This window comes from Methylobacterium sp. Leaf106 (assembly GCF_001422895.1).
GTDB classification, from domain to species: Bacteria; Pseudomonadota; Alphaproteobacteria; order Rhizobiales; family Beijerinckiaceae; genus Methylobacterium; species Methylobacterium bullatum.
On sequence record NZ_LMNB01000036.1, the window covers coordinates 196,709 to 220,555 of the forward strand.

A 23,847-nucleotide genomic window follows, 5' to 3' on the forward strand; every position below is an offset into this window, starting at 1 on the left:
TTCAGCGCAGCCCTCGCGCAAGCGTGACGATTGCGCCCACGATGACGATTGTCTGGAATCCGATAGCCGACAGGACCCATTTGAGAATGTCGTATTTCGACTCCGCGATCTCGGTCTTGAGGTCGGATTTCGTCACCAACGTCGACAGATCGGTTTCCCGCGTCTCGCGAAGGACGCCGGTCACGGCCTCCGCCTGGTCGTCCGAGAACCCGGCGGCTTTCAGCTTCCGGGCGATGGCGAGAGTATCGAGGGCGATCGTGGCCATGGTGCGTGCGCCGGAATTCCATGCCGCAATGTCCACAACGGGACCGGCTTCCCAAATATGGCCGATCCCGACAGAGTTGCAACGCCGCCGGACCATATCGTCACGCGCGGCGGCAGCGGCAAAGAGATCGTTGCCCGGCTCGGTCCCCGCATTCTATGCCGGTTTCATGCTCTCTCCTCCGGACATGACGGATACGCGAGGTCCGGCACTGTCATCCCGCCTTCGGGTGTCTTCCGTCCCGCATCCAGACGAGGGATGGTCGCTTCGCCCATGACAGACGAACCCCGCCCGACGAACCTGCGCCCCAGCATCCTCGATCCGCTCTTCGCCCAGGCCCGGACCCTCCCCGGCGTCGGGCCGAAGATGGCGCCGCTGATCGAGCGGCTCCTCGGCACGCCCGAGCAGCCCGCGCGGATCGTCGATCTCCTGTTCCACCTGCCCCAGGGCGGGGTGGCGCGCACGATGATGGGCTCCATCGCCGAGGCGCCGCCGGGCGAGCCCGTGACGCTGGGTGTCACGGTCACCGGCTATCGCCCGCCCCAGGCCGGGACGGGGCGGCGCCCGTTCCGGGTCCTGGTGGAGGACGGCACCGGCGACATCACCCTCGTCTTCTTCGGCATGCCGCAGGCCCGCGTGGAGAAGATGCTGCCGCTGGGCGCCCATCGCTATATTTCCGGCCGGATCGACCTGTGGGACGGGCACCGGCAGATGGTGCATCCGTCGCGGATCGTGGACGAGGCGGGGCTCGCCGCCCTCCCCGCCGTCGAGCTCGTCTACGGCGCCACGGAGGGCCTGACCTCGCGGGCGATCTCGAAACTGGCGCATTCCGCCCTCGACCGGCTGCCGACCCTGCCCGAATGGCAGGACCCGGCTTGGCTCGCGCGGGAGGGGCTGCCGGGCTTCGCCGACGCGCTCAGGGCCGAGCACCGGCCCGAGGCCGCGCCGCCGGTACCGGCGAGCGACGGCATCTCGCCCCGCACCCCGGCGCGGCGGCGGCTCGCCTATGACGAACTCCTCGCCTCGCAGCTGGCCCTGGCCCTGATGCGCGCCCGCAACCGCCGCGCGCCCGGCCGGGCCAATGCCGGGGACGGGCACCTCAAGGACCGGATCGAAGCCGCCCTGCCCTTCGCGCTCACCGGCGCCCAGGCCCGGGCCGTCGAGGAGATCCGCGCCGATCTCGCCTCCGACCGGCGCATGCTGCGCCTGCTCCAGGGCGATGTCGGCTCGGGCAAGACGGCGGTGGCGCTGCTGGCCATGGCCTCGGCTGTGGAGGTCGGCCGGCAGGCGGCGCTGATGGCGCCCACCGAGATCCTGGCGCGCCAGCATTTCGAGCGCCTGACGGGGCTGGTCGGTTCGCTGCGTCTGCGCCTCCTCACCGGGCGCGACAAGGTTTCGGAGCGCCGAGCGACGCTCGCCGACCTCGCCGATGGCCATATCGATATCGTGGTCGGCACCCATGCCCTGTTCCAGGACAGCGTGATCTTCAAGGATCTCGGCGTCGCCGTGGTGGACGAGCAGCATCGGTTCGGCGTCCATCAGCGCCTCGCGCTCGGCGCCAAGGGGGCGGCGGTGGACATTCTGGTGATGACCGCGACGCCGATCCCCCGCACCCTGGCGCTGACCTGCTTCGGCGACATGGACGTTTCGGTCCTGGACGAGAAGCCGGCCGGCCGCCAAGCCATCGCCACCCGCCTCGTCTCCATCGACCGGCTCGACGAGGTGGTGATGGGGCTCGGCCGGGCGCTTGCCTCCGGGGACAGGGTCTACTGGATCTGCCCGCTGGTGGCGGAATCCGAATATGTCGACCTCGCCGCCGCCGAGGACCGCTTCGCCGACCTGCGGCAGGAATTCGGCGACGCCGTCGGGCTGATCCACGGCAAGATGCCGGGGCCGGACAAGGATGCCGCCATGGAGCGGTTCGCCGCCGGCGAGACGAAGATCCTGGTCTCCACCACGGTGGTGGAGGTGGGCGTCGACGTGCCCGAGGCGACCATCATGGTGATCGAGCATGCCGAGCGCTTCGGCCTCGCGCAATTGCACCAGCTGCGCGGTCGGGTCGGGCGCGGGGCCAAGGCTTCGACCTGCCTGCTGCTCTATCGCGGGCCGCTGGGACAGGTCTCCCGTGCCCGCCTCGAAATGATGCGCGAGACCGAGGACGGTTTTCGCATCGCCGAGGAGGATCTGCGCTTGCGCGGCGAGGGCGAGGTGCTAGGCACTCGTCAATCGGGCGCGGCTGCCTTCCGCCTCGCGAATCTGGAGAGCGATGCCAGCCTGCTGGAATTGGCCCGTGACGATGCCAGGCTCATCGTCGAGCGCGATCCCGGCCTCAGATCCGAGCGTGGCAGGGCACTCCGGGTGTTGCTCTACCTGTTCGAAAGGGACGCGGCGATTCGGTTGCTCGGAGCCGGCTGAGCCGATTCGCCGGCTGAACGAAACCCGCGCCAAACCTGAACGCATCGCCACAAAAGCGACGAATCGACCACCGATGACGTCTGCGCAGTTCAGCTTCACGAGCCATGGAACCGCAGCCACACTGCGTCGGAAAGCCCTTGTTTTTCAAAGGCTAAACTGATTTACGGATCTCGTTTCCCGAGCCGTTGTGCGGTGCCGCACGGACTTCCTGAACTTGAAATGAACGTATTCTCCCCTTAACTGAACATGAACGAACGGCCCGCCAGACTGGGCTGCCACAACGAATTCAGGAGGATGGATATGTCTGCCGGACTGTTCCAAAACCTACCGGGTGCCCACGAAATGGGAAGCGTCCACGCCCTTCCGAGCGAGCCGTGGCTGCTTCCGATCTCGGATGGCAAGGAGCCCGCGCTGAAGACGACGGACGATGTCCTCCTCGCTGTCCGTCAATCCGCCCGCCCCTTCCAGATCGCGGCGAATGCGCTGATGGTCCTGCTCTTGGTGGCCGTCACCGCACAGATCGCCATGGGCTGGGGTGGTTCCACCGTTGCCCCGCACGCCAACAGCCATGTCGCCGATGCCTCGCCGCCGACGCTGCCCATCGAGAAGGCCTCGATGACGGTTCACAACTAGGCGCGTTCGAGCAAGGCTCCCGAAAGGTGGGTTCGCTTTTCGGGAGATGTGCGTCGGGTCGACGTCCCGGCCTGGAGACTTGCCCGGCGTTGCCGAGTTTTTACTCCGTGCTGACGAGCTTCTCCTGACGACGGGACGATGCTTCGAGCGCCGCCTCCGGTCCGGCGGTCTGCCCGTTCTGAGCCGCGCGGATCGACGCCGCCATGGCCTGCAGTCTAACCTGCGGATCTTCCGGCTGGATCACCCCCGCCGACATCACCAGCTTGGCTGCGTCGTCGATGCTCATGGGCACTTCGATGATGTCCGTTCGCGGCAGGTAGAAGAAGAAGCCCGTCGTGGGGTTGGGCGCGCAGGGCAGGAACACGCCCACATGGTCGTTCTCCTCGCCGAGCGCCGTCTGCACGTCGGGGCCGGCCGGTGCCGAGACGAACACCACCGACCACGTCCCCTTCACAGGGAATTCGACCAGGCCGACGGTGCGGAACGACGTGCCGTTAGCCGAGAACAGCGTCTCGAAGATCTGCCGCAGGCCCTTGTAGAGGCCCGAGATCACCGGGGTGCGCGCGAGCAGCACCTCTCCGAACTCCACCACGCTGCGGCCGACGAGATTGGCGGTGAGGAAGCCGAGCAGCGTCACGGCGATGAAAGCGATGACGAGGCCGATGCCCGGAATCGAGAAGGGCAGGTAATGGTCCGGCAGGTAGCTCGCCGGCACCAGGGGCTTCACCCAGCCGTCGATGAGGCTGATGAACCACCACGTGATGTAGATCGTGATCGCCAGCGGCCCGGCGACGATGATGCCGGTGAGGAAGTAGGTCCGCAGGCGGCTCTTCTTGCTCACCCGAGGCGGCGGCCGTGCTCCGGCGGGGTCTGGTTCCGGCAACGGGGTGAGCGTTTCGCGCACGGGCGGCCTGTCTCGTGGGAGGCCGATCGTCAGCCTGCATGACAAGGGTTAGCGGGTCGGGCGTGTCACCTCAAGCGCGAGGAAGCGCCGCTGCCCCGGATGATCCGAGGCCGAGGATCACGGCTTGGTCTCGCCGAGCGCCGCCTCCGCCGCCAGCGCCCTCTCCTTCCACGCATCCCGCTCCGCCAGGGCCTCCTTGAGGGCGAGTTCGGCGCGCTGAGCCCGCACGGCGCTGGCCGAGGCCAGGGCCTGCGCCCGTTCGCGGGCGCGGGTCTCGCCGGCCATCTGGACCTTGAGGTCGCGCGGCGTTGCCATGGTCGTGTCCGTTCTCGGTGGGGAGGGAAGTGGCAGGATGCCCCGCCGACGCTGCTTGTGCCAGATCCATGACGTGACGAAGGCGCGGAAGGCCTGTGCCGGCAACCCGTCGTCCCGGGGCCGCGTCGCGGAGCCCGGGATCCAGAAACGCAGGAGGTTCAGACCCTTACCCCGCCGTCAGCGGCATGTCATAGGCGGTCGCCCTGCCCCGTCCGGGGGCTGGGTGTCCTCAGGGCGACGGATGCGGGTCGTTGGCCAGCCGGATCGGTTCGCCGTGCGGGGTCGCGGCGGCGGCGCGCAGGAAGGCGTCGCTGCGGGCCTGGACGCTCGCAGAATCGGTGACGCCGCGTTCGGCGAGCAGGGCTTCCAGGGTCGCGAGCCAGCGTCCGTAATCGGCCGCCGCTTCCGGCTTCCCCTCCGGCCGGATGGTGCGCCCGAGGGCGCGCGCCCATTCCTCCTGCGTGAACAGGCCCCGCTCCTGCAGGGCGACCACCAGGGCGAAGACCTGCGCCTCCCAGGGTTCCGCGAACGGTCCCGGATCGTCGGGCCGGCACATGGCGGTCATTGTGGCGGTCATTACGGCGTCCCCGGCAGGAGATATCCCTCGAAGGCGGCCACGGTGACGCGCCCGCCCGGGTCGGCGCTCGCCCCCCACAACTCAGCGGCCTCGAACCCCACCGTGTAGAGCCATTGCGGCGGGGCATCCCGGCCCTCCGCGCTGGCATCGGGCAGGACGAAGGCGCCGTGGACCCGCTCGATGACGCCACGCCGGCCCCGGACGTAACGGGGTAGGCGGGTGTGGCCAATGGGGTGGTCGTTGCGGGTCAAGACGGGGTCGCGTACCGCATATAGAGCCGGCGCATCCGGCGGCCGGTCGCTGGGGAATCCCGCGGAGAAGCGGGGTGCGATCTCCTCGGCACGCAGCACCCGTTTCACCGGGCTCGCCGGCCCGGCGCTGGCGCCCGCGGCGATTTCTTCTTGCGTGGCAAGGCCATGCGCGACGACCTGCGCTTCGAGGGCAGCGAGCCAGATCTCGTAATAGCTCGACGCGAGGTACTCCGCTGGGGGCAGCGATTCCCGTGCGGCGCGGCTGCCGTCCAGGGTCCATGTACCAGTATAGCCCACCGCCAGAGCCAAGGCGAAGACACGCCGTTCCCATTCCGAATGAAAAACCGGCTCGTTCGCCTCCGGCATGACGGTGCCGAATCCGTGGCCGCCGCCGAGATCCTGCGCGCCGTTCATTGGGCCGTCTCCGGGGTGAGCGGCAGCCCGGTGCCGATCATGGAATCGCGCGTGACCAGGGCGGCGAGCTCGGCCTCGCTGAGGGATTCGGTGCCGGCGGGGCGGAGGGGCAGGACCATGAACCGGGTCTCGGCGGTGGAATCCCACACGGTGATGCGGGTCGCCTCGGGAAGGGTGAGGCCGAACTCGGCGAGGACCCCGCGCGGGTCGAGGACGGCGCGGGCGCGGTAGGGCGGCGCCTTGTACCAGACCGGCGGAAGCCCGAGCACCGGCCAGGGATAGCAGGAGCACAGGGTGCAGACGACGAGGTTGTGGCTGTCGGCCGTGTTCTCGACCACCACCATGTGCTCGCCGCCGCGCCCCCCGATGCCGAGTTCCGCGATGGCCGGCGTCCCGTCGGCGAGGAGCCGTTCGCAATAGGCCGGATCGGTCCAGGCGCGGGCGACGACACGGGCGCCGTTATGGGGGCCGATGCGGGTCTCGTACATCTCGACCAGCGCGTCGAGGGCGTCGGCCTGGACGTAGCCCTTCTCCAGAAGCAGCGATTCCAGCGCCCTCACCCGCGCCTCGATGGGGCTGAGGGCGCTGCCATGCGCGTGGTCCGGATGGTCGTGGTGATGGTCGTGATCGTGCGCCATGGCGTCTCGTCCTGTGCCCGGAACGGCTTTCACGTCGGTTGTCCGGCCCGGAGGCCGGCAAGCACGAAGCACGGGGCGCGCCGGGCGATGTGCGAGCGCCAGTCTGCTACCCGAGAGGCACCGTGTCGACACCACCTCGCAGAGCCTCAGCGCACGGCCTCGATGGCCTCCTGGGCATCGCGGTAATCCTCGGCGGTGGCCTCCGGCTTCTCCTGCCGGACGGGGGCCTGCGGCGCGGCGCAGAGGCTGACCGTGATCGGGAAATGGTCCGATCCGACGCCGGGCAGCCGTTCCATGTGGCCGAGCAGGAAGTGCTCGCTGAAGAAGACATGGTCGAGGGGCCAGCGCATCACCGGCCATTGCGCGTGGAAGGTCGCGAACAGGCCGCGGCCCCGGCGCGGATCGAGCAAGCCGCTGATGCTCTGGAACAATTGGGTCGTGCGGGACCAGGCCACGTCGTTGAGATCGCCAGCGACGATGGTGGGACCCGGCGCTTCTGCGACTTCGCGGGCGACGATCACCAGCTCGGCGTCGCGCGGCGCGCTGCTATGGCCGGGATGCGGGGGGCGCGGATGCAGGCCATGGAGCCTCACCGTCTCGCCGTCCGGCAGCACCACCTGCGTGCGCAGCGACGGCACGTCGTCTTGGAGCAGGAAGCGGATTTCGGGGCCGCGCAGGGGAAGGCGCGAGTAGAACAGCAGGCCGTAGGTGTTGTCCTGCGGCTGCTCGACCCGGTTCGGATAGAGCGCGCGCAACGGAGCCATGGCCTCCTGCCAGGCGGGATCGGTCTCCAGCAGCAGGACGAGATCGGGCGAGCGACGCGTGACGAGATCGAGGGCCGCGCCGTAATTCCTGTTCGTCTGCAGGACGTTGAGCACCACGAGGCTGAGCCGGGCTCCCGGCTCACAGGCTTTGGCCGCCTTCGCCTGGGTGGCGGCGAGCGGCGTGAAGGGCAGGATGTAGCGGACCTGCATGACCAAAGCCGCCGCCATGGCGAGGGCGAGGACGAGGGAGGTCGTGTCCCTGGAGACCAGAAGGAGGCCGGCGAGGCAGGCCGCCAGCGCCACCGCGATCTGGAGCCGGGGGAAGTCCAGGCTGCGGATGAAGCCGAGATTGGTCTCGATCAGGGGCAGCACCGTCGCTGCCACGAGCAGACCGGCGATGCCCTGCAGGGCGAGCGTGAGATACGTCAAACCTGGTCTCCGCCGCCGTGCGCCCGTCAGGGAGCCGCCCAACCGGGCCATTCAATGGGCCATGCCGCGTCGTCTCGCGCGACCGCCACGCGGCCCCGTATGACCGCCATGCGACCCCCGCTTCGACCGCCACGCGACCCCGTTTCGAGGCGCGCCTGACAATCGACGGATTCCGGTGGCGGTTCCGGCCTATTCGACCGTCACGGATTTGGCGAGGTTGCGCGGCTGATCGACGTCTTTGCCCATGAAAACGGCCGTGTGGTAGGCGATGAGCTGGATCGGCACGGCGTAGACGATGGGAGACACGACCGGGTCGAGGTCGGGCATGGTCACCGTCGCCATGGTGTCGAGGCCGGCGGCCGCCGCGCCCTTGGCGTCGCCGATGAGGATGATGCGGCCGCCGCGCGCGGCCACCTCCTGCATGTTCGACACCGTCTTCTCGAAGATCGCGTCGTGCGGCGCGATGACGATGACCGGCACGCTCTCGTCGATGAGGGCGATGGGGCCGTGCTTGAGCTCGCCGGCGGCGTAGCCCTCGGCATGGATGTAGCTGATCTCCTTGAGCTTCAGCGCGCCTTCCAGGGCCATCGGGTAGCTGGTGCCGCGACCGAGATAGAGCACGTCGCGGGCCTTCGAGACCTCGCGGGCGAGGAGCTCGATCTCGCCTTCCAGCTTGGTCGCGTCCGCCATCAGGCCCGGCACGGTGATGAGCGCGTCGACGAGTTCGCGCTCGCGCTCGGCGCTCAGGGTGCCCCGCGCTCGGCCCGCCGCGATGGCGAGGCACAGCAGCACCGTGAGCTGGCAGGAGAAGGCCTTGGTGGAGGCCACGCCGATCTCGGGGCCGGCGAGCGTCGGCACCACGGCCGAGGCTTCGCGGGCGATGGTGGAGGTCGGCACGTTGACGACAGCCAGGGTGTGCTGGCCCTGGCTCTTGGCGTAGCGCAGGGAGGCCAGGGTGTCGGCGGTCTCGCCCGATTGCGAGATGACGAGGGTCAGGCCGGCCGTGTCGAGGGGCGGCTCGCGGTAGCGCGCCTCGGAGGCGACGTCGATCTCCACGGGCAGGCGCGCCAGGGATTCGAACCAGTATTTCGCCACCAGCCCGGCATAATAGGCGGTGCCGCAGGCGGTGATCGAGAGCCGCGAGAGGTCCTTGAAATCGAACGGGAGCGCCTCGGGCAGGGCGACCCGGCCGTTGGCGAGGTCGACGTAATGGGCCAGCGTGCGGCCCACCACCTCGGGCTGCTCGTGGATTTCCTTGGCCATGAAGTGGCGGTGGTTGCCCTTCTCGACCCGGTAGGCCTGGGCGACGATGCGCTGGCGCTGGCGCGAGACCGGATTGCCGTCGATGTCGCGGATCGCGGCGCCCTCGCGGGTCAGCACCGCCCAGTCGCCCTCCTCCAGATAGGTGATTTCCTCGGTGAAGGGGGCGAGAGCGAGGGCGTCCGAGCCCAGATAGGTCTCGCCTTCGCCGAAGCCGATGGCCAGGGGCGCCCCGTGGCGGGCGCCGATGAGGAGATCGTCGTAGCCGGTGAAGATGAAGGCCAGGGCGAAGGCACCGCGCAGGCGCGGCAGGGCGGCGGCCACGGCCTCCACCGGGCCCAGCCCCTTGTCCATCTCGGCGCTGACGAGCTGGGCCACGACCTCCGTGTCGGTCTCGCTCTCGAAGCGCACGCCGCTGGCCTGCAGCTCGGCCTTCAGCTCGCGAAAGTTCTCGATGATGCCGTTATGGACGACGGCTAGCCGCGCCGTGGCATGGGGGTGGGCATTGGTCTCGTTGGGGCGGCCATGGGTGGCCCAGCGGGTATGGCCGATGCCAATGGCGCCAGGCAGCGGCTCGTCGCGCAGCCTGAGTTCGAGGTTGGAGAGCTTGCCCTCGGCCCGGCGACGGTCCAGCCGGCCATGAGCCAGGGTGGCGACCCCGGCCGAATCGTAGCCGCGGTATTCGAGGCGGCGCAGGGCTTCGACCACCTGTCCCGCCACCGCCTCATGCCCGACGATGCCAACGATTCCACACATGGTCGCTACTTCTCATACGAGTGGGCTTGGCCGGGGAGCGGAAGCGGGACGGGCCTCCGACGTCTCCGACCGGGATCTTGGCGGTGGCCCACGCAAGGAGCGGCCCAAGCCTTCTGGGAGGGCCTTGTACCGGATCGGAACACGATCCGGCCAGGGTTCCTGCTCTTGCACGGTCTCCGAAGCTGAATTCAGCTCAATTGATACGTTCACGTCCGACGATACGATACTGACGGAACTAGTCTTTCTTGGAACGAGCGGCCTTCATCGCCTGCAATGCCGCCCGCATCCCGCTGGCCATGCCTTCGATGATGCGCTGGCGGCTGCGGGCGATGGCGAGGGCGTCGCCCGGCACCGAGGCGGTGATGACCGAACCCGCGCCGACGATGGCGCCGGCCCCGACGCTCACCGGCGCCACCAGGGCGGTGTTCGAGCCAATGAAGGCCCCGGCCCCGATCTCGGTACGGTGCTTGTTCACCCCGTCGTAATTGCAGGTGATGGTGCCGGCCCCGATATTGGCGCCCGGACCGATCTCGGCATCGCCCAGATAGGTGAGGTGGTTGGCCTTGGCGCCCTCGCCGAGGCGGGCGTTCTTCATCTCGACGAAATTGCCGATGCGGGAGCCGGCCTCCAGCACCGCGCCGGGGCGAAGCCTCGCATAGGGGCCGATATGAACGCCCTGCGCCAGCGTCGCGCCCTCGAGATGCGAGAAGGCATGGATCACGCAATGGTCGCCGACCGTCACTTTGGGGCCGAACACCACATGAGGTTCCACGAGAACATCCCGGCCCAACACCGTGTCGACGCTTAGAAAAACCGTTTCCGGCGCCACCAGGGTGGCCCCGCCGATCTGGGCCGCACGGCGCAGGCGTGCCTGGATCGTCGCCTCGGCGACGCCGAGCTGAACCCGGTCGTTGACGCCCTGCGCCTCGGCCTCGTCCACGGGCACCACCGCCACGGCGAGCCCGTCCTCCACGGCGAGGGCGACCGCATCGGGCAGGTAGTACTCGCCTGCCGCGTTGGCGTTGCCGATCCGCGTCAGCAGGCCGAGGGCATGGGGGCCGGAGAGTGCCATGAGGCCGGCATTGCACAGGGTGACGGCGCGTTCCTCCGCGCTCGCATCCTTCTCCTCGCGGATGGCGAGGACGCGCCCGCCCTCCGTCAGCACCCGTCCGTAGCCGGTGGGAGTCTCCGCCGTGAAGGCCAGCACCGCCACCGCCGCCCCCTCGGCCAGGGGCGCGCGCAGGCGGGCGAGGGTGGCCCCGGTGATGAGGGGTGTGTCGCCGAACGCGATGACCACGTCGTCGGAGCCCGCTTCCAGGGCTTCGCGGGCGGCGAGCACCGCATGGGCCGTGCCGAGGCGCTCCACCTGCGGATGGACCGAGGCACCGGGCGCCGCGCGGGCGATCTCGGCGGCGACCGCCTCCTGCCCCGGCTCCACCACCACGGCGATGCGGTTCGCCCCCGCCTCCCCGGCCGCGGCGAGCACGTGGCCGAGCATGGTCCGCCCGGCCACCGCATGCAGCACCTTGGGCAGGTCGGACCGCATCCGCGTGCCCTTGCCGGCGGCGAGCACGATGGCGGTCAGGCTGCGTCCGCCCGTCCTGGCGGGCTCGGTCGAATGGGGGGTCTGCGCCGTCATCGTCGCTCCGCCGCTGTCGGGCCGGGGGCCGGCTCGCGTCCTGTCCGGCTGCGCTACTGCGTGGCTTGTCGGGTAGCAAGCCTGCGCGGCCGGCAAGCCGGGCGCGCGGACGGAGATCCGGTCCGCCCCGTCGCGGTCACTGGCTCTTGAGGATCAGGGTGATCAGCACGGCGGCCACGCAGACGAACATGACGACCCCGAGGACCAGGCTCGCCAGGGTGGTGGTGGAGATGTAGGTGCCGGCGACGGTTCCCAGCATGCGCGTGACGCCGCCTCCCGCCGGGGAGGCGGCGTCACCGGGGTGGCCGCAGCTCGGACAGGCGAGGGCCTGCGCGGAGACCTGTCGCGCGCAGGCAGGGCATGGGATCAGGGCCAATGAGGTGCCTCGTGTGAGGTGAACGACCCACGGAATCTGTCACAAGCGCGGCCATTCGGCCAGTCCGAGCCCCCTCGCCTGCCGTGCCCGGCGCTGGCCGGCCGCTCGCCCGTCGGAAAATCCGCGTTCCGTTGAACGGTTTCGGTTCCTTCCGGCTTAAGGTTGGGTTCAGGCCGTGCCGTGGTAAAGCCGGGACATACCGCATCGCACCCCGCGCCTTCCCGCGCCGACATTACAGGTCCAATGACGCCGACGATTCCGGGACTTCGCCGCGCCGTGACAGAACCCTCCTCCGCTGATCCCGTGGTGACGGGACCCCAGGACCGGAGCCGCCGGGAGCTTCTCTTGCAGGCGAGCGCCGCCGCGCTGGCTCTCTCCCTCCCCGGCACCGCCTCGACCGCCTGGGCGGACGATGCCCCCGCCCTCCCCGCCGAGGGCGCGCCGTTCCTCGGCCATACTTTACCCGACCTGGCCCGCGCCCTGGCCAAGCGCCCCTACGCCGCCCCCCGCACCGACGACCTGCCCGGCGCCCTGACCGGGCTCAACCGCGAGCAATACAACGCCATCCGGACCGTACCGGGCAGCGCGATCTGGGCGAACGAGGCCTTCGGCTTCACCCTCGAGCCCCTGCATCGCGGCTCGGTCTTCACCGGCCGCGTGGCCCTGGCCCTGGTGGAGGACGGCACGGTGCGGCCGCTGGCCTACGATCGCGCCCGCTTCGAGGCGGAGGGCATCGCCCTGCCCGAGTTCAAGGACGATCCCGGCTATTCGGGCCTGCGCATCCGTGCCCGGTTCGATGGCGGCGAACTCACCGATTTCGCCACCTTCCAGGGGGCGTCGTTCTTCCGCCTCGTCGCCAGCGGCCAGGGTTTCGGCGTCACCGCGCGCGCCCTCACCCTGCGCCCGGCCGATTCGCGCGGCGAGGAGTTCCCCGAACTCCGCGCCATCTGGGTCGAGCGTCCCGGTCCCGGCGGCCCGCTGGTGCTGCATTGCCTCGTCGATTCCCCCTCAGCCACCGCCGCCCTGCGGATGAGCCTGCGGCCCGGCGGCGATTCGCTCTGCGATGTCGAGGGCACGGTGTTCGCCCGCGCGGCCATCGATCATCTCGGTCTCGGCGGCATGACCACGAGCTACCTCTTCGGCCCCTACGACCGGCGCGGCGCCGACGATGCCCGCGCCGGCGCCTATGCCTCCACCGGCCTGCAGATCCGCACCGGTGCCAACGAGGCGATCTGGCGTCCCGCGCGCAACCCGGAGACGCTGCAGGTCTCGTCCTTCGTCGACGAGAACCCGAAGGGGTTCGGCCTGATGCAGCGGGCGCGCAGCTACGCCGATTTCGAGGACGACGTGCAGCATTGGGAGTGGCGCCCGTCGCTCTGGCTCGAACCCTTCGGCAATTGGGGGCCGGGCGCGGTGACGCTCCTCGAAATCCCGAGCGATTCCGAGTTCAACGAGAACATCCTGGCCTATTGGCGCCCGAAGGCGACGCTGGCGGCGGGCACCGAGCATGCGTTCAGCTATCGCCAGCATTGGTGCTGGCAGCCGCCGGAAGCGCCGCCCGTGGCGCTCGTCTCCGGCACCCGCAGCGGCAAGGCGCCGGGGAGCAACCGCCGCCTCTTCCTGGTGGATTTCACCGGCGACATCCTGTTCGCCGATCCGGACCTGCAGCCGACGCTGCTGACCTCGCCCGGCACGGTGGCGGCCCCGACCCTGTACCGCTATCCCGACCGTAAGACGGTGCGGGTCTCCTTCGAGCTCGACACGGGCGGCGGGAAATCCTGCGAACTGCGCCTCGTGCTCAAGCGCGGGGAGGCCCCCGTCACCGAAACCTGGCTCTACCGGTGGACACCCTGAACACGCACGCGCTTCCCCCCACCGCCCCGGCCGCCTTCCGGCCCGCGATGCCGCCCGAAGCCCCGCTGCCCATGCCGGTGCAGGCGCTCGACCGCTGGGACACCGCATCGGGGCACCGTCCGGCCAAGCCCGCGCGGCGGCCCTGGGCCGCCCGCGCCTTCGTCTTCGGCGGGGCGGCGCTGCTCACCGCCTACGGCGCGCTGGAGATGTACGAGGTCGTGGCCGTCTCGGGCGGGACGACGGCGCTGCAATACGTGCTGCTCGTGCTCTTCACCCTGAACTTCTCCTGGATCGCCCTCTCCTTCATGAGCGCGATCCTGGGCTTTGCCACGCTCCTGCGCCGGCCGAAGGCGCCGCTTCCGCCGACCCGGCTCGCCACGAAGACCGCTATCGTCATGCCGGTCTACAACGAGGCCACCGCCCGCACCTTCGCGGCCGTGGAAGCCATGCGGGCGGAGATCGACGCCACCGGCCACGGCGCGGCCTTCGACTATTTCGTCCTGTCGGACTCGACGCAAGGAGACGCCTGGATCGCCGAGGAGCGCGCCTTCCTCGATCTGCGCGCGCGCTGGGGCGAGGATGCGCGGCTCTATTACCGGCACCGGGCGAAGAACCATCATCGCAAGGCCGGCAATATCGGCGACTTCGTCTCGCGCTGGGGCGGGGCCTACGACCACATGCTGGTGCTCGACGCCGACAGCCTGATGACGGGCGCTTGCGTGGTGCATCTGGCCGCCGCCATGGAGGCGGACCCCGATTCCGGCATCGTCCAGTCGCTGCCGCTCATCATCAACCGCAACACCCTGTTCGCCCGCGTCCAGCAATTCGCCGCCCGCATCTACGGCCCGGTCATCGCCACGGGCCTCTCCGTCTGGTCGGGCCGCGACGGCAATTACTGGGGCCACAACGCCATCATCCGCACCAGGGCCTTTGCCGAGGCCTGCGGCCTGCCCGACCTCAAGGGCAAGCCGCCCTTCGGCGGCCACATCCTCAGCCACGATTTCGTCGAGGCGGCGCTGATCCGGCGGGCGGGCTGGAGCGTGACCATGCTGCCCGCCCTCCCCGGCTCCTACGAGGAGAGCCCGCCCTCCCTCATCGACGTGGCGGTGCGCGACCGGCGCTGGGCGCAAGGGAACCTGCAGCACAGCCGCGTCATCGGGGCGGCGGGCCTGACGCTCGCCTCGCGCCAGCATTTCGCCACCGGCATCGCCGGCTACGTCGCCTCCCCGCTCTGGCTCGGCCAGCTCGTGGTCGGTATCGCCCTGGTGCTGCAGACCGCCTATGTGCGGCCGGAATATTTCACGAGCGAGTTCGGGCTCTACCCGGTCTGGCCGCGCTTCGACCCCGTGCGCGCGCTCCAGCTGTTCGGGCTCACCATGGGCATCCTGCTGGCCCCGAAGCTCCTGGGGCTGATCCTGGCGCTGATCGACGGGCCGGTGCGCCGGGCCTCGGGCGGGGCCATCCGCCTCGTCCTGTCGAGCTTGATCGAGACGATCCTCTCCGCGCTCATCGCGCCCATCGCCATGCTGATCCAGTCGGGCTCGGTGTTCGAGATCCTGGTGGGGCGCGACACCGGCTGGAACCCGCAGCGGCGCGACGACGGCTCGATACCCTTGCGCGACATCGTCCGCCGCCACCGCTGGCACATGGTGCTGGGGCTGGTGACGGGCATCGCCGCCTTCGCCATCGCCACCTCGCTGTTCCTCTGGATGTCGCCCACCATCCTCGGCCTCGTCCTGGCGATCCCGATCTCCTGGGCGAGCGGCCAGCTCTCCTGGGGCCTCGCCCTGAAGCGCCTCGGCCTGCTGATGACCCCGGAGGAGCGCGACCCGCCCGCCATCGCGTCGAGCGCCGGGGCGATCGCCGCCCGCAACGCCGAGGCCGGCCTCGACGAATCGGATGCGATCCGCGCCCTCCACGCCGATGCGGGTTTCGCCGAGGCCCATGCCCTGATGCTGCCGGAGATGCCCCAACGCCCCCGCGGCGTGATCGACACCGACCGCGCCCTCGCCCAGGCCAAGGTGGTGGAGGCGGAGACCATCGCCGAGGCCGCCGAATGGCTCAGCCCCAAGGAGCGCATGGCCCTCCTCCACGACCGCGCCCTCCTCGACCGCCTCACCCGCCTCGAACCCGCGTGAGTTACAACAGTCACGCATGTCGCGGGATGCGCTGACGAGCCCTCCTCCCCACAAGGGGGAGAGGGACGCGGTCTGCCTACGAGAGCAGATGTGTGAATCCGGTAGCCTGCCTGAGACCGGGGGGCGTCCGGACCCGGAGCCGGGCTCCACGAGAGCCTGCCGCATCGGGACTGCCGATGCCGACCCCCTGCCCGCTCGGCGGCCGATTCGGACGGTCAGTCGGCGCTTCCCGAATCGGGCGCTTTGGCCAGGAGGTCGGCGAGAGTGGCCTCGTACTGGATGAGGTCCTTGCCCCGCTTCATCGCCCGGTAGAAGTCCCGCGCCGCCACATGGGCGTTGATGTCCCGGATGTAGGGGGCCGTGCTCGGCACCTCCTCGAGCAATTCGCTCGCCTGGGCCACGAACAGGTTCTCGATCTCCGACACGTCGTCGGAGAGATAGAGCACCGTGAGGGTCAGGTAGAGGCGCTTGCAGGCCGTATCGGCCTCGCTCTCCGTGATGATGTCGGATTCGCGCAGGAACTTCGTCATCGTCTCGATGACGAAACTCGACCGCCGCGACCCGTTGCGGATCGCGGCTCCGCCGATCAGCAACCGCTCGAACGGCTTGAGTTCGATCTTCAGGGGCATGACCGGTCCTTCGGGTTCGGGTGGGATCATCGATCCGGGCGGTTAACAATACATGACCGCCATGGCAGGGTTGCTTGCGGAATACGGCATCTCCCTCGGAGACCGCGAAGATAGGGAGAATACGTCGGATCTCACTCAGGGTTCGTTGACCGTTCGTCTTAAGACGTTCGCAACGTCCTCGTGGTTTGGTGACGTCGCACCCAAAAAAGGGTGCTTCCAGATCAGAATGGATCGGATCACATGTCTTCAGGCATTACGCTTACCGCGGCAACGCGTCAGAACCTGCTCTCGCTGCAGGGCACCGCCGACCTCCTTTCGAGCACACAGAACAAGCTGTCTACCGGTAAGAAGGTGAACTCGGCCCTCGACAATCCGACCAACTTCTTTACTGCGCAGTCTTTGAACAACCGCTCCAAGGATCTGTCGGGCCTTCTCGACGGTATTTCCAACGGTATTCAGACAATTCAGGCTGCAAACCAAGGTATCACCTCGATCCAGAAGTTGGTCGATTCGGCCAAATCGACGGCCAATCAGGCGCTGGCGACGAAGTCGAGCGCGACAGGAGCCAGTGCGACTGGAGCAAACATCACCGCCGGTATTTCTATCAAAGCTGCTGCTGGTACCGCCGATGGCACCATCGACTTCTCGACGTCGACAGACTCGGCTGCTTTCAAGGTCACCGATGCAAACGGTCTTGATACGACTGTCACAATCGATGGCAATGCACTCGCCGGTAAAGTTGCTGATCTCAAAAAGGTGACTAGCGACGAAATCCTTGGTGAAATTAACAAGCAGCTGACTGATAAGGGTGGTGCTGGAGCACAGGTAACAGCCAGCTTGACGTCAGACGGACGATTGAACTTCAAATCGACCGCGACAGGATCCGATTCCAGTCTCAAAATCGAGGCAGTGGCATCGGCCACAAAGGACATCGGCTTCGCTGCAAATGGTTTCGCCGCTCTGAGCGCAACTGGCGTCAACGCCACTGATGGTTCGACCAAGGCAAGTGCGACAGGTGCGAGCGCGGCAGGTGTCACTGTGGCTAAGGCCGGTGTTGCGGCTGCTACTGACTACTCTATCAACATCCAGCTCGGCGATGGTGCGACCAAAAAAATTGATCTTAGCGCCGCAGCTTCCGGCTCTCCTCTCGTGACCGGTGATAAGGCGGCAGCGGTTGCGACAGCTATCAACAAGCAGATTCAAAGTGACGTTGGTCTAAAGGGCAAGGTAATCGCTGAAGGTAATGATACAACTGGTGCCATTACGATCCGTACGACCGATAGTGGGGCAGACCAGAAAATCACAGTGACCTCAGCCGGAGCCGGCGATATCGGTTTTGGTGTCAATACGAGCGCCACCACTATTGCGGCTGGTAAGGCGACTGGGACTGGTGGTGGTTCGACGTCTGCAAACGGTGCCAATGCACGGTCTGCTCTGGCGCAGCAGTTCAATGATTTGCTGACGCAGATCACGCAGCAGGCGCAGGACTCCAGCTACAACGGCGTCAATCTGCTTTACCGTTCTGGCTCAGACCCGAAAGAAAATACCCTTCACATTTCCTTCAACGAAAAGGACACCAGCTCGCTCGACATCAAGGGGTCTAAACTGGATGCGGCCGGTCTGGGAATCGCCACGACGAGCAGCAACTTTGCCAGCGATGATGATATCAAGACGGCATTGTCGCAGCTGACGACTGCGTCAGCTACGCTTCGGACCCAAGCTTCAACCTTCGGCTCGAACCTTACGGTTGTGCAGAACCGTCAGGACTTCTCGAAGCAGCTGAGCAACATCCTCGACACCGGTGCAGCCAACCTGACGAACGCGGACCTCAACGAGGAAGCCGCCAACTCCCAGGCCCTGTCGACCCGCCAGTCCATCGGCATCTCGGCCCTCTCGCTCGCCAACACGGCGCAGCAGGGCATCCTGCAGCTTCTCCGCTAAGCGGATCAGCCGTCACGACGATGAGCGGCCGGGGGAAACCCCGGCCGTTTCTTTATGCGTAGACCGTCCCTCCCCCGCGCGCACCTTTCGCCGGCGACGAACCGCGCCGCCACCGCCTTCCGTAGGCCGCGGAGCGTCTCCAGCTCGGCATGCGCCTGTCGGACGACGCCGTCCTCATGCTGGGGCGACGAGCCGGCTGTACGGCCGGACGCCCGCGTTCACGCGGTTCCCCGCCCCTATCGGCCACCCTGCCCCGCAATGCGCGTCCACGCCTTGCGCCACAGGCGCCCGGCGTTCCCTCCCGGGATCCTTGCAGACCGGGATCGCGCAAAGCGGCCGGCACATTCCGGCATCTGTCCTCTCCCACGATGCCGCGACGCTCGACGCTGCCCCGCGCGCGGACACAGGCGCTCGAACACCTCGCGGGAGATGGTGGTGGCCTGGATTCGGGCGTGGATGGAGGGGGCGTGCCTCGCTGGGGGTCGGCATCCGAGAGCGTGCCGAGACAGCGCAAGGATCGACCGACACGATTTCACGCTTCGAAGCGGGGGAAGAGCTGAAGGGCCGGGGGTGAGGCCGAGGAAGCGGGCGCCAGGCGCTCGACGTGGCTGCTCCGTTCGTTCGAGGGGACGAAAGACCGGAGCGGAACCAGCCCGAGAGCCGCCACCTTTGCTCTCGTGGAGGACGCCTCGCGTGAGGCGACCGCAGGAGGCATGTCCATGCAGAGCAAGCTCACGAAGACGATCATCGGCGCCGTCATCGCCGTCGCCCTCGCCGCTGCCGTGTCCTATGGGCTCATCAACCAGCAGACGGCGGATCAGCTGCAGACCAAGGCGAACCAGACGCTGTCAGACGGTCAGACCGCCCCCGGCACGGCTCCGCAACAGCCGTCGCCGGCGCCGCAGAGCCCCACCCAGCAAGCGCCGACGCAGCAGAGCCCCGCTCCCGCACCGCGGCCGTGACAGTCGCGGATCGGGCGCCGGCGGCACGCCCGCTTTCCGCCGGCTGAAACCGCCCGGTAACCCTCCGGCTTTAGGCCTCGTTAGGCTTGAAACCGCCGAACCGAGACGGATACCGATGACCAGGGACCAGCTTTCCGCCGAACTGTCGCGCATGGCGAAGATGCAGATCAGCGATATCACCCGGGCCGTGAAGAGCGGCGACAAGGCCATCGCCTTGAACGAGGTGAGCGACCTCGCGCTACGCTTGAACCAACTCGCCGATGCCATCGCGGGCGTGCCGGCCCCGGCACCGGCGCCTGCGGTCTCCCGCCCTCGCGTCCTCGACCCGGCGTGACCGCTGCATCGGAGTGGCGTGCGGAGCGGAACGAACGCTCCCGCGCCCGGCTCGAACGGGCGCTCCCGGCCGTCTTTCCCGCGCCCGTCCTTCGGCACGCGCTGTCCCGCCCGCTGCTGCCGCCCACACCACGGCTCGCCGTCGAAAGCTACTGGCGCAACCACGTCCACCGTGCCGATCGCCTGGCGCGGGCGCTGGCCACGCGCTCGGGCCAGCCGGAGGGATGGACGTGGCGCTTGGGAACAGAGAAAGGCTCGGGCCTCGCCGCCACCTTCCGGATGCCGCCCTCTCCCTATCGCGAGCCCGCGCATGCCCGCGGCCCCGGCCATTGCTGCATCTGCGGACAGCCGGTCTTCCGCTTCGGCTGGCACAGGGATCTGTGGGGCACCGGCACGCCGAACAAGAACGCCCGCTGGCATTCGGCCTGCGTCACGGCCTGGAAGTTCTGGGCCGCGCCCAGCGACCAGGTGAAGGTTTTGAAGGCGCATCAGCGCCATCGCTGCGCCGCCTCCGGGAAGCGCCTGCTGAAGACGGCCGAAATCGACCATCGCACGCCGCTCTATCGCGTCTGGCGCGAGCACCGCGATGCCCCTTGGCCCAAACTCCTGGCCTACTGGGGAGCGCCGAACCTTCAGGTCGTCAACCGGGTCGCACATATTGAGAAATGCGGGACGGAGGCAGGCGAGAGGGCAATCCAACGTAATTGATGGCTCTTGTTCCAGGCAAGTGCAATAAACTATCGTAATAACTCGATCATTAGCTACATCATAAAATTTCGGAATTGAAGCTTGCGGTACAAATATATTCTGTTATTCGGCGATGGCTAGGCAAGTGAAAGGATCAATCTCGTGGCATTGCGCAATGGAACGGAAGGCGATGACCGCATCGTCGGACCGAATCAAATAAATGCGGATTATAGACTGACGTATTCATATTTATACGATGAAGATAAAGAGACTTTCACAAAAGGAGGGCTTTTTGGATTTGGGGGAAATGATACAATTTTAGGCGGAAGCTTTAGTGATCGAATAAATGGGTACGAAGGAAAAGACCGTATCTACGGTAATGCGGGGAATGACGCAAATATATATATTGAAAATCCATTCAAAACTTTGGGATACAAAGAGATAACATTTATAGATGGAGGTCTCTATGGCGATCAAGGAGACGATTTTATAGATGGAGGCTCAGGATATGACCTACTCAAGGGTGGCAGCGGGAATGACACCCTCATTGGCGGAATTGGCTCCGACGGTGGTTTGACCGACTCAAAAATTGAATCTGGCCGGGGTGTTTATTCAACAGACGAGGATTTTATTAATGCAGGTCTTTTTGGGGAGGACGGGGATGATAGACTTGAGGGGGGCGATGGCTCGGATTATTTAGATGGCGGTACAGGCAATGATCGTCTGTTCGGCGGAAACGATGACGATAGCGCTGTATATTATCTTTCAATCATAACAAACAAGAATGGAATAACAAATAAAGTTCAAAGAGACACTTATGGCGGCCTCTATGGTGGAGATGGTGAGGACACGCTGGATGGTGGATCTGGAAGAGATTTGCTACATGGAGATAGTGGCAACGATTTTTTGATTGGTGGAGATGGTGACGACAAAGGCTATACGATGCGTAACGTTTCGAGAGCTGGCGATACGCTCACGTTTAAGGCCGGTCTGTATGGTGGGGCAGGAAATGATACACTTGACGGGGGCGCAGGCAACGATGCGTTAGCTGGCGAAAGCGGCAGTGACATCTTGATCGGAGGAACTGGGGCCGACCAGTTAACTGGTGGCGGCGGCGCAGATAAGTTCCTGTATAACAGCGTGGCGGATAGCACTGTGGCAACCTCCGGCAGCGATCTGGTCCGTGATTTCGTGCGAGCGCAGGGAGATCGGATCGACCTCCACTTCATCGATGCTGTGGCGGGCGGTTCTGTTAATCAGGCCTTCAAGTTTATTGGAAGTGCAGACTTTCACGATAGGGCTGGAGAACTCCGAGCAGTAGTTTCCGGCAGCAATACCCTGGTCAGCGGTGATGTGAACGGCGATGGCGCGGCAGACTTCTCCATCGTGTTGAAGGGCGCTCTCACGCTTCAGGCTGGCGATTTCATTCTCTGATTCGGCCGGACGGATGCAGCCTCACGGATTGTGTGAGGCTGCATTATCGCCAGCGGATGTGACCTGAAAATCAGATGAAGGTGACCTGACGGGTCGTTCGCGCTACGGCTACCGCCACAGGGGATTTCTTATGACGGATGACAAAGGCGGCCATCAGGATCGCAAGGACACCAAGGCGGCCAAGGCCGCGGAGCGCGCGGACATCGCCGGTCAGGTCTGGGAAGAGGTCAGAGGCCGGGAGACGGCGCGTGACGATCAGATCGTTCGCCTGAAGGCTCAGCGTCTCGAGCGCGATGCCGCGGATGCCGCCGCAGCAAAGCCCCCGGCCAAGCGGTCGAAGTGAGCGAACCTGCTTAGCTTTTTGATGTGTCGCAGGTTTTCATCGCAGAACCGGGGCCCACGTCTGCGAAACCGTCCTGGACTCTGCCCGAACCTTTTGGCCGCGGGATCATCGGACGAGGGGGCGGGTTGATCGATGACAGCCACACCCCGGAGCCAGTCCCATGGCCGACATCCGTCACGCGTATTCCGATCCCATCGAGCAGGGCGCCCAGGCGCGGATCCACGGTCACCCCAAGGATGCCTGCCCCTATCCCCGCGACAGCGAAGATCGGACCTCCTGGATGGAGGGCTACGACGGTACGCCGCGTGAGGATGGGCCCGATATGCCATCCGGCGAGAGCCGCCGCTGAGCCTCCTTCAGACCAGATGGCTGTCCGGCCCCAGGGAGCGGGAGGTAAGAGGAAAGCCGAGACGGGGACTGCTCGAATGGTCCTGTGAACGCAGAAAAAGTCCGGCGCGTCATCACGGCGGCCGGGCTTTCGGTTTGGCAGATATCTCGGAGGAGCGGGTTCGCGGGGCTAGCTCAGGCCACGGATGCGCTGCCAATCGGTCAGCTCACGGCTTCGGGCATCGTAGAGAGCCCGAAGTTTGGTTCCCTCTTCCCCACGGCCCGCCGGTTGGTTCGAGACTGCATTGACCATCTCGTCGCCAAACCATGCCGCAAGCTCTGCAGCCCAGGCCGCGTCGGCAGCATGGAGACGGCTGGCTGTAACCGATAAGAAGGGGGCGGGCCTCGGGCGGGCTTTCGCTTTCGTCATGTGCGCCGAAACGGACGAATCGTTGCTCCGGTTTCAGACGAAAATACAAAATTTTCGGTGACGCTCAGGCATTGCCGACCCGGAGGCGGCCCGGCGAGGGTATCAGTGGCGATCCGCCAACGGGGCGGGCGCTCGACGAACGCTTTCAGCCTCACGCCCCGCGCCGACGTCACCCTGGCATCGATCCGGCCCTCGAGGCGGCCGATCACGTCGGTTCGGGGGACATCGACCTTGAACGCGTTCCGCCGCTCCAGCCGACCCAGGTTTCCACCCAAGTCATGGACGTGAAAACGAGCGAACACTCATGGTCGTCAGCGAAGGCGCCCCGGCGTGATTTCTTTCTTTCCGTGATTGAGCGGGCAAACACGGATGCCGGCGAAAGAATCACTGGCGGGCCGCCTTCACACCGTGCGTGCTCCGTCAGCGGAGCGCCCCATACACAGCGATGATCCAGCGGCGACCACAAGCAGGGGGATACCTGTCCACGGCAGCCCATCCGCCCCCACACTGTCGAGGATGGCGCCGCCCAAGACGGCTCCGCCGAAAATGGCGATGTTCCATGCCGTGACGATCATGGCCTGGGCCACGTCGGCCGCAGGACCGGCAGCACGCGACGATGCGGTCTGAAAGAGCGTCGCCGACCCGCCGAAAGCCAGTCCCCAGATCAGTGCAGCCCCGTAGATCGCCAACGGTGCTTCGGTCGTCACCGCAAGTATCGAGACGGCCACGAGAAACAGGCCTATGCCGGTGAAGGTCAATGGTCGCAGCCATGTGTCGATCGGCATGCCCGTCAGACCGATACTGACAAGTGCGGAAACCCCGAAGACCAGAAGGACACTGTCGATCTGTCCAGCCATGAGATGGCCGGCCAGAAGCGGCGCGATGTAGGTGTAGAGGAGGTTGTGGGCCAGGACGAAGCAGAGCGTCACCGCCAGCACCGGCCGCACCCCCGGTGTGTTTCGGCGTGCAACTTTGACCCCGTGAGGTGGGGGATCGGCGTCCAATTCCGACCCCCTAACCTCGTTCTGGCAGACTGCCCTCCGGTACGGCCGGAAGGGTGGTGTAGGGGGATGAAGGGCGTGGACACGATTGCGCGCATCCGGCGCGAGTTCTTCACCCGCGGCCGCGCGATCAAG

The 23,847-nt window shown here is 66.8% G+C and carries 23 protein-coding genes; 11 read left to right on the plus strand and 12 right to left on the minus strand.

Features of this window, described 5'->3' with window-relative positions; genetic code table 11:
* Position 1: 1 nt before the first annotated feature.
* The gene (locus ASF34_RS21785; RefSeq protein WP_018043710.1) at positions 2–265 is read right to left on the minus strand and encodes a hypothetical protein; all 264 of its coding nucleotides are present in this window, start codon (positions 263–265) and stop codon (positions 2–4) included.
* A gap of 270 nt (positions 266–535) precedes the next feature.
* Here ASF34_RS21785 and recG point away from each other — a divergent pair, with 270 nt between their 5' ends.
* Positions 536–2,677, plus strand: a complete 2,142-nt coding sequence (gene recG, locus ASF34_RS21790; protein ID WP_156465805.1) for an ATP-dependent DNA helicase RecG — start codon at positions 536–538, stop codon at positions 2,675–2,677.
* Between the two features lie 300 nt (positions 2,678–2,977).
* The gene (locus ASF34_RS21795; RefSeq protein ID WP_056164556.1) at positions 2,978–3,310 is read left to right on the plus strand and encodes a hypothetical protein; all 333 of its coding nucleotides are present in this window, start codon (positions 2,978–2,980) and stop codon (positions 3,308–3,310) included.
* 100 nt (positions 3,311–3,410) lie between these two features.
* On the opposite strand, the gene ASF34_RS21800 is transcribed toward ASF34_RS21795, so the two are convergent.
* The 9 genes from ASF34_RS21800 to ASF34_RS21840 form a co-directional block, all read right to left on the minus strand.
* Positions 3,411–4,214: a DUF502 domain-containing protein gene (locus ASF34_RS21800; protein WP_244479071.1), complete on the minus strand. Its 804-nt coding sequence runs from the start codon at positions 4,212–4,214 to the stop codon at positions 3,411–3,413.
* Positions 4,215–4,331: 117 nt separating this feature from the next.
* The gene (locus ASF34_RS21805) at positions 4,332–4,529 is read right to left on the minus strand and encodes a hypothetical protein (RefSeq protein ID WP_018043714.1); all 198 of its coding nucleotides are present in this window, start codon (positions 4,527–4,529) and stop codon (positions 4,332–4,334) included.
* A 229-nt stretch (positions 4,530–4,758) separates the two neighbouring features.
* Positions 4,759–5,106: a nitrile hydratase accessory protein gene (locus tag ASF34_RS21810; RefSeq protein ID WP_244479072.1), complete on the minus strand. Its 348-nt coding sequence runs from the start codon at positions 5,104–5,106 to the stop codon at positions 4,759–4,761.
* Complete coding sequence (gene nthB, locus ASF34_RS21815; RefSeq protein WP_056164559.1) at positions 5,106–5,771, minus strand: nitrile hydratase subunit beta; 666 nt, start codon at positions 5,769–5,771, stop codon at positions 5,106–5,108. Before nthB ends, ASF34_RS21810 begins: the two co-directional genes overlap by 1 nt.
* Positions 5,768–6,409 carry a nitrile hydratase subunit alpha gene (nthA, locus tag ASF34_RS21820; RefSeq protein ID WP_056164562.1) on the minus strand — a complete coding sequence of 214 codons (642 nt, stop codon included), beginning with the start codon at positions 6,407–6,409 and terminating at the stop codon, positions 5,768–5,770. The genes nthB and nthA overlap by 4 nt, the downstream gene beginning before the upstream one ends.
* A gap of 146 nt (positions 6,410–6,555) precedes the next feature.
* Positions 6,556–7,602 carry an endonuclease/exonuclease/phosphatase family protein gene (locus ASF34_RS21825; protein ID WP_082494254.1) on the minus strand — a complete coding sequence of 349 codons (1,047 nt, stop codon included), beginning with the start codon at positions 7,600–7,602 and terminating at the stop codon, positions 6,556–6,558.
* 189 nt (positions 7,603–7,791) lie between these two features.
* Positions 7,792–9,618, minus strand: a complete 1,827-nt coding sequence (glmS, locus tag ASF34_RS21830; protein ID WP_018043719.1) for a glutamine--fructose-6-phosphate transaminase (isomerizing) — start codon at positions 9,616–9,618, stop codon at positions 7,792–7,794.
* Positions 9,619–9,853: 235 nt separating this feature from the next.
* Positions 9,854–11,257 carry a bifunctional UDP-N-acetylglucosamine diphosphorylase/glucosamine-1-phosphate N-acetyltransferase GlmU gene (gene glmU, locus ASF34_RS21835; protein ID WP_056164569.1) on the minus strand — a complete coding sequence of 468 codons (1,404 nt, stop codon included), beginning with the start codon at positions 11,255–11,257 and terminating at the stop codon, positions 9,854–9,856.
* A 136-nt stretch (positions 11,258–11,393) separates the two neighbouring features.
* Complete coding sequence (locus ASF34_RS21840; RefSeq protein ID WP_056164577.1) at positions 11,394–11,633, minus strand: hypothetical protein; 240 nt, start codon at positions 11,631–11,633, stop codon at positions 11,394–11,396.
* Between the two features lie 243 nt (positions 11,634–11,876).
* Between ASF34_RS21840 and ASF34_RS21845 the strand changes: the two genes are divergently transcribed.
* Positions 11,877–13,487, plus strand: a complete 1,611-nt coding sequence (locus ASF34_RS21845) for a glucan biosynthesis protein (RefSeq protein ID WP_056164579.1) — start codon at positions 11,877–11,879, stop codon at positions 13,485–13,487.
* Positions 13,475–15,625: a glucans biosynthesis glucosyltransferase MdoH gene (mdoH, locus tag ASF34_RS21850; RefSeq protein WP_056164582.1), complete on the plus strand. Its 2,151-nt coding sequence runs from the start codon at positions 13,475–13,477 to the stop codon at positions 15,623–15,625. The genes ASF34_RS21845 and mdoH overlap by 13 nt, the downstream gene beginning before the upstream one ends.
* A gap of 215 nt (positions 15,626–15,840) precedes the next feature.
* Here the strand turns inward: mdoH and ASF34_RS21855 are convergent, their stop codons facing one another.
* Entirely contained in the window at positions 15,841–16,254 is a 414-nt protein-coding gene (locus ASF34_RS21855; RefSeq protein ID WP_056164585.1) for a flagellar biosynthesis repressor FlbT, read from the minus strand.
* A gap of 240 nt (positions 16,255–16,494) precedes the next feature.
* Between ASF34_RS21855 and ASF34_RS22525 the strand changes: the two genes are divergently transcribed.
* From ASF34_RS22525 to rmf, 7 genes are all read left to right on the plus strand, one after another.
* A complete protein-coding gene (locus ASF34_RS22525; protein ID WP_082494255.1) occupies positions 16,495–18,195 on the plus strand; it encodes a flagellin N-terminal helical domain-containing protein in 1,701 nt (566 codons plus the stop codon).
* A 719-nt stretch (positions 18,196–18,914) separates the two neighbouring features.
* Complete coding sequence (locus ASF34_RS21865; RefSeq protein WP_056164658.1) at positions 18,915–19,157, plus strand: hypothetical protein; 243 nt, start codon at positions 18,915–18,917, stop codon at positions 19,155–19,157.
* Between the two features lie 115 nt (positions 19,158–19,272).
* Complete coding sequence (locus ASF34_RS21870; protein WP_056164592.1) at positions 19,273–19,491, plus strand: hypothetical protein; 219 nt, start codon at positions 19,273–19,275, stop codon at positions 19,489–19,491.
* Positions 19,488–20,198, plus strand: a complete 711-nt coding sequence (locus ASF34_RS21875) for a hypothetical protein (protein ID WP_056164595.1) — start codon at positions 19,488–19,490, stop codon at positions 20,196–20,198. The genes ASF34_RS21870 and ASF34_RS21875 overlap by 4 nt, the downstream gene beginning before the upstream one ends.
* Before the next feature lie 141 nt (positions 20,199–20,339).
* On the plus strand, positions 20,340–21,611 hold the full coding sequence (locus ASF34_RS22955; protein ID WP_156465806.1) for a calcium-binding protein: 1,272 nt from the start codon (positions 20,340–20,342) through the stop codon (positions 21,609–21,611).
* 130 nt (positions 21,612–21,741) lie between these two features.
* Complete coding sequence (locus ASF34_RS21885) at positions 21,742–21,954, plus strand: hypothetical protein (RefSeq protein WP_056164601.1); 213 nt, start codon at positions 21,742–21,744, stop codon at positions 21,952–21,954.
* 160 nt (positions 21,955–22,114) lie between these two features.
* Positions 22,115–22,303: a ribosome modulation factor gene (gene rmf, locus ASF34_RS21890; RefSeq protein WP_018043730.1), complete on the plus strand. Its 189-nt coding sequence runs from the start codon at positions 22,115–22,117 to the stop codon at positions 22,301–22,303.
* Between the two features lie 809 nt (positions 22,304–23,112).
* Here rmf and ASF34_RS21895 read toward each other — a convergent pair.
* Positions 23,113–23,847, minus strand: a 735-nt coding sequence (locus ASF34_RS21895) for a hypothetical protein (RefSeq protein WP_244479073.1), incomplete at its 5' end; no start/stop codon positions are given.

Excerpts from the sequence above, each read along its gene's own strand:
- ASF34_RS21785 (WP_018043710.1), bottom strand. The coding sequence starts at position 265 with ATGGCCACGATCGCCCTCGATACTCTCGCCATCGCCCGGAAGCTGAAA.
- recG (WP_156465805.1), top strand. The coding sequence starts at position 536 with ATGACAGACGAACCCCGCCCGACGAACCTGCGCCCCAGCATCCTCGAT.
- ASF34_RS21795 (WP_056164556.1), top strand. The coding sequence starts at position 2,978 with ATGTCTGCCGGACTGTTCCAAAACCTACCGGGTGCCCACGAAATGGGA.
- ASF34_RS21805 (WP_018043714.1), bottom strand. The coding sequence starts at position 4,529 with ATGGCAACGCCGCGCGACCTCAAGGTCCAGATGGCCGGCGAGACCCGC.
- ASF34_RS21810 (WP_244479072.1), bottom strand. The coding sequence starts at position 5,106 with ATGACCGCCACAATGACCGCCATGTGCCGGCCCGACGATCCGGGACCG.
- nthB (WP_056164559.1), bottom strand. The coding sequence starts at position 5,771 with ATGAACGGCGCGCAGGATCTCGGCGGCGGCCACGGATTCGGCACCGTC.
- nthA (WP_056164562.1), bottom strand. The coding sequence starts at position 6,409 with ATGGCGCACGATCACGACCATCACCACGACCATCCGGACCACGCGCAT.
- glmS (WP_018043719.1), bottom strand. The coding sequence starts at position 9,618 with ATGTGTGGAATCGTTGGCATCGTCGGGCATGAGGCGGTGGCGGGACAG.
- glmU (WP_056164569.1), bottom strand. The coding sequence starts at position 11,257 with ATGACGGCGCAGACCCCCCATTCGACCGAGCCCGCCAGGACGGGCGGA.
- ASF34_RS21845 (WP_056164579.1), top strand. The coding sequence starts at position 11,877 with ATGACGCCGACGATTCCGGGACTTCGCCGCGCCGTGACAGAACCCTCC.
- ASF34_RS21855 (WP_056164585.1), bottom strand. The coding sequence starts at position 16,254 with ATGCCCCTGAAGATCGAACTCAAGCCGTTCGAGCGGTTGCTGATCGGC.
- ASF34_RS22525 (WP_082494255.1), top strand. The coding sequence starts at position 16,495 with ATGTCTTCAGGCATTACGCTTACCGCGGCAACGCGTCAGAACCTGCTC.
- ASF34_RS21865 (WP_056164658.1), top strand. The coding sequence starts at position 18,915 with ATGCAGAGCAAGCTCACGAAGACGATCATCGGCGCCGTCATCGCCGTC.
- ASF34_RS21870 (WP_056164592.1), top strand. The coding sequence starts at position 19,273 with ATGACCAGGGACCAGCTTTCCGCCGAACTGTCGCGCATGGCGAAGATG.
- ASF34_RS21885 (WP_056164601.1), top strand. The coding sequence starts at position 21,742 with ATGACGGATGACAAAGGCGGCCATCAGGATCGCAAGGACACCAAGGCG.
- rmf (WP_018043730.1), top strand. The coding sequence starts at position 22,115 with ATGGCCGACATCCGTCACGCGTATTCCGATCCCATCGAGCAGGGCGCC.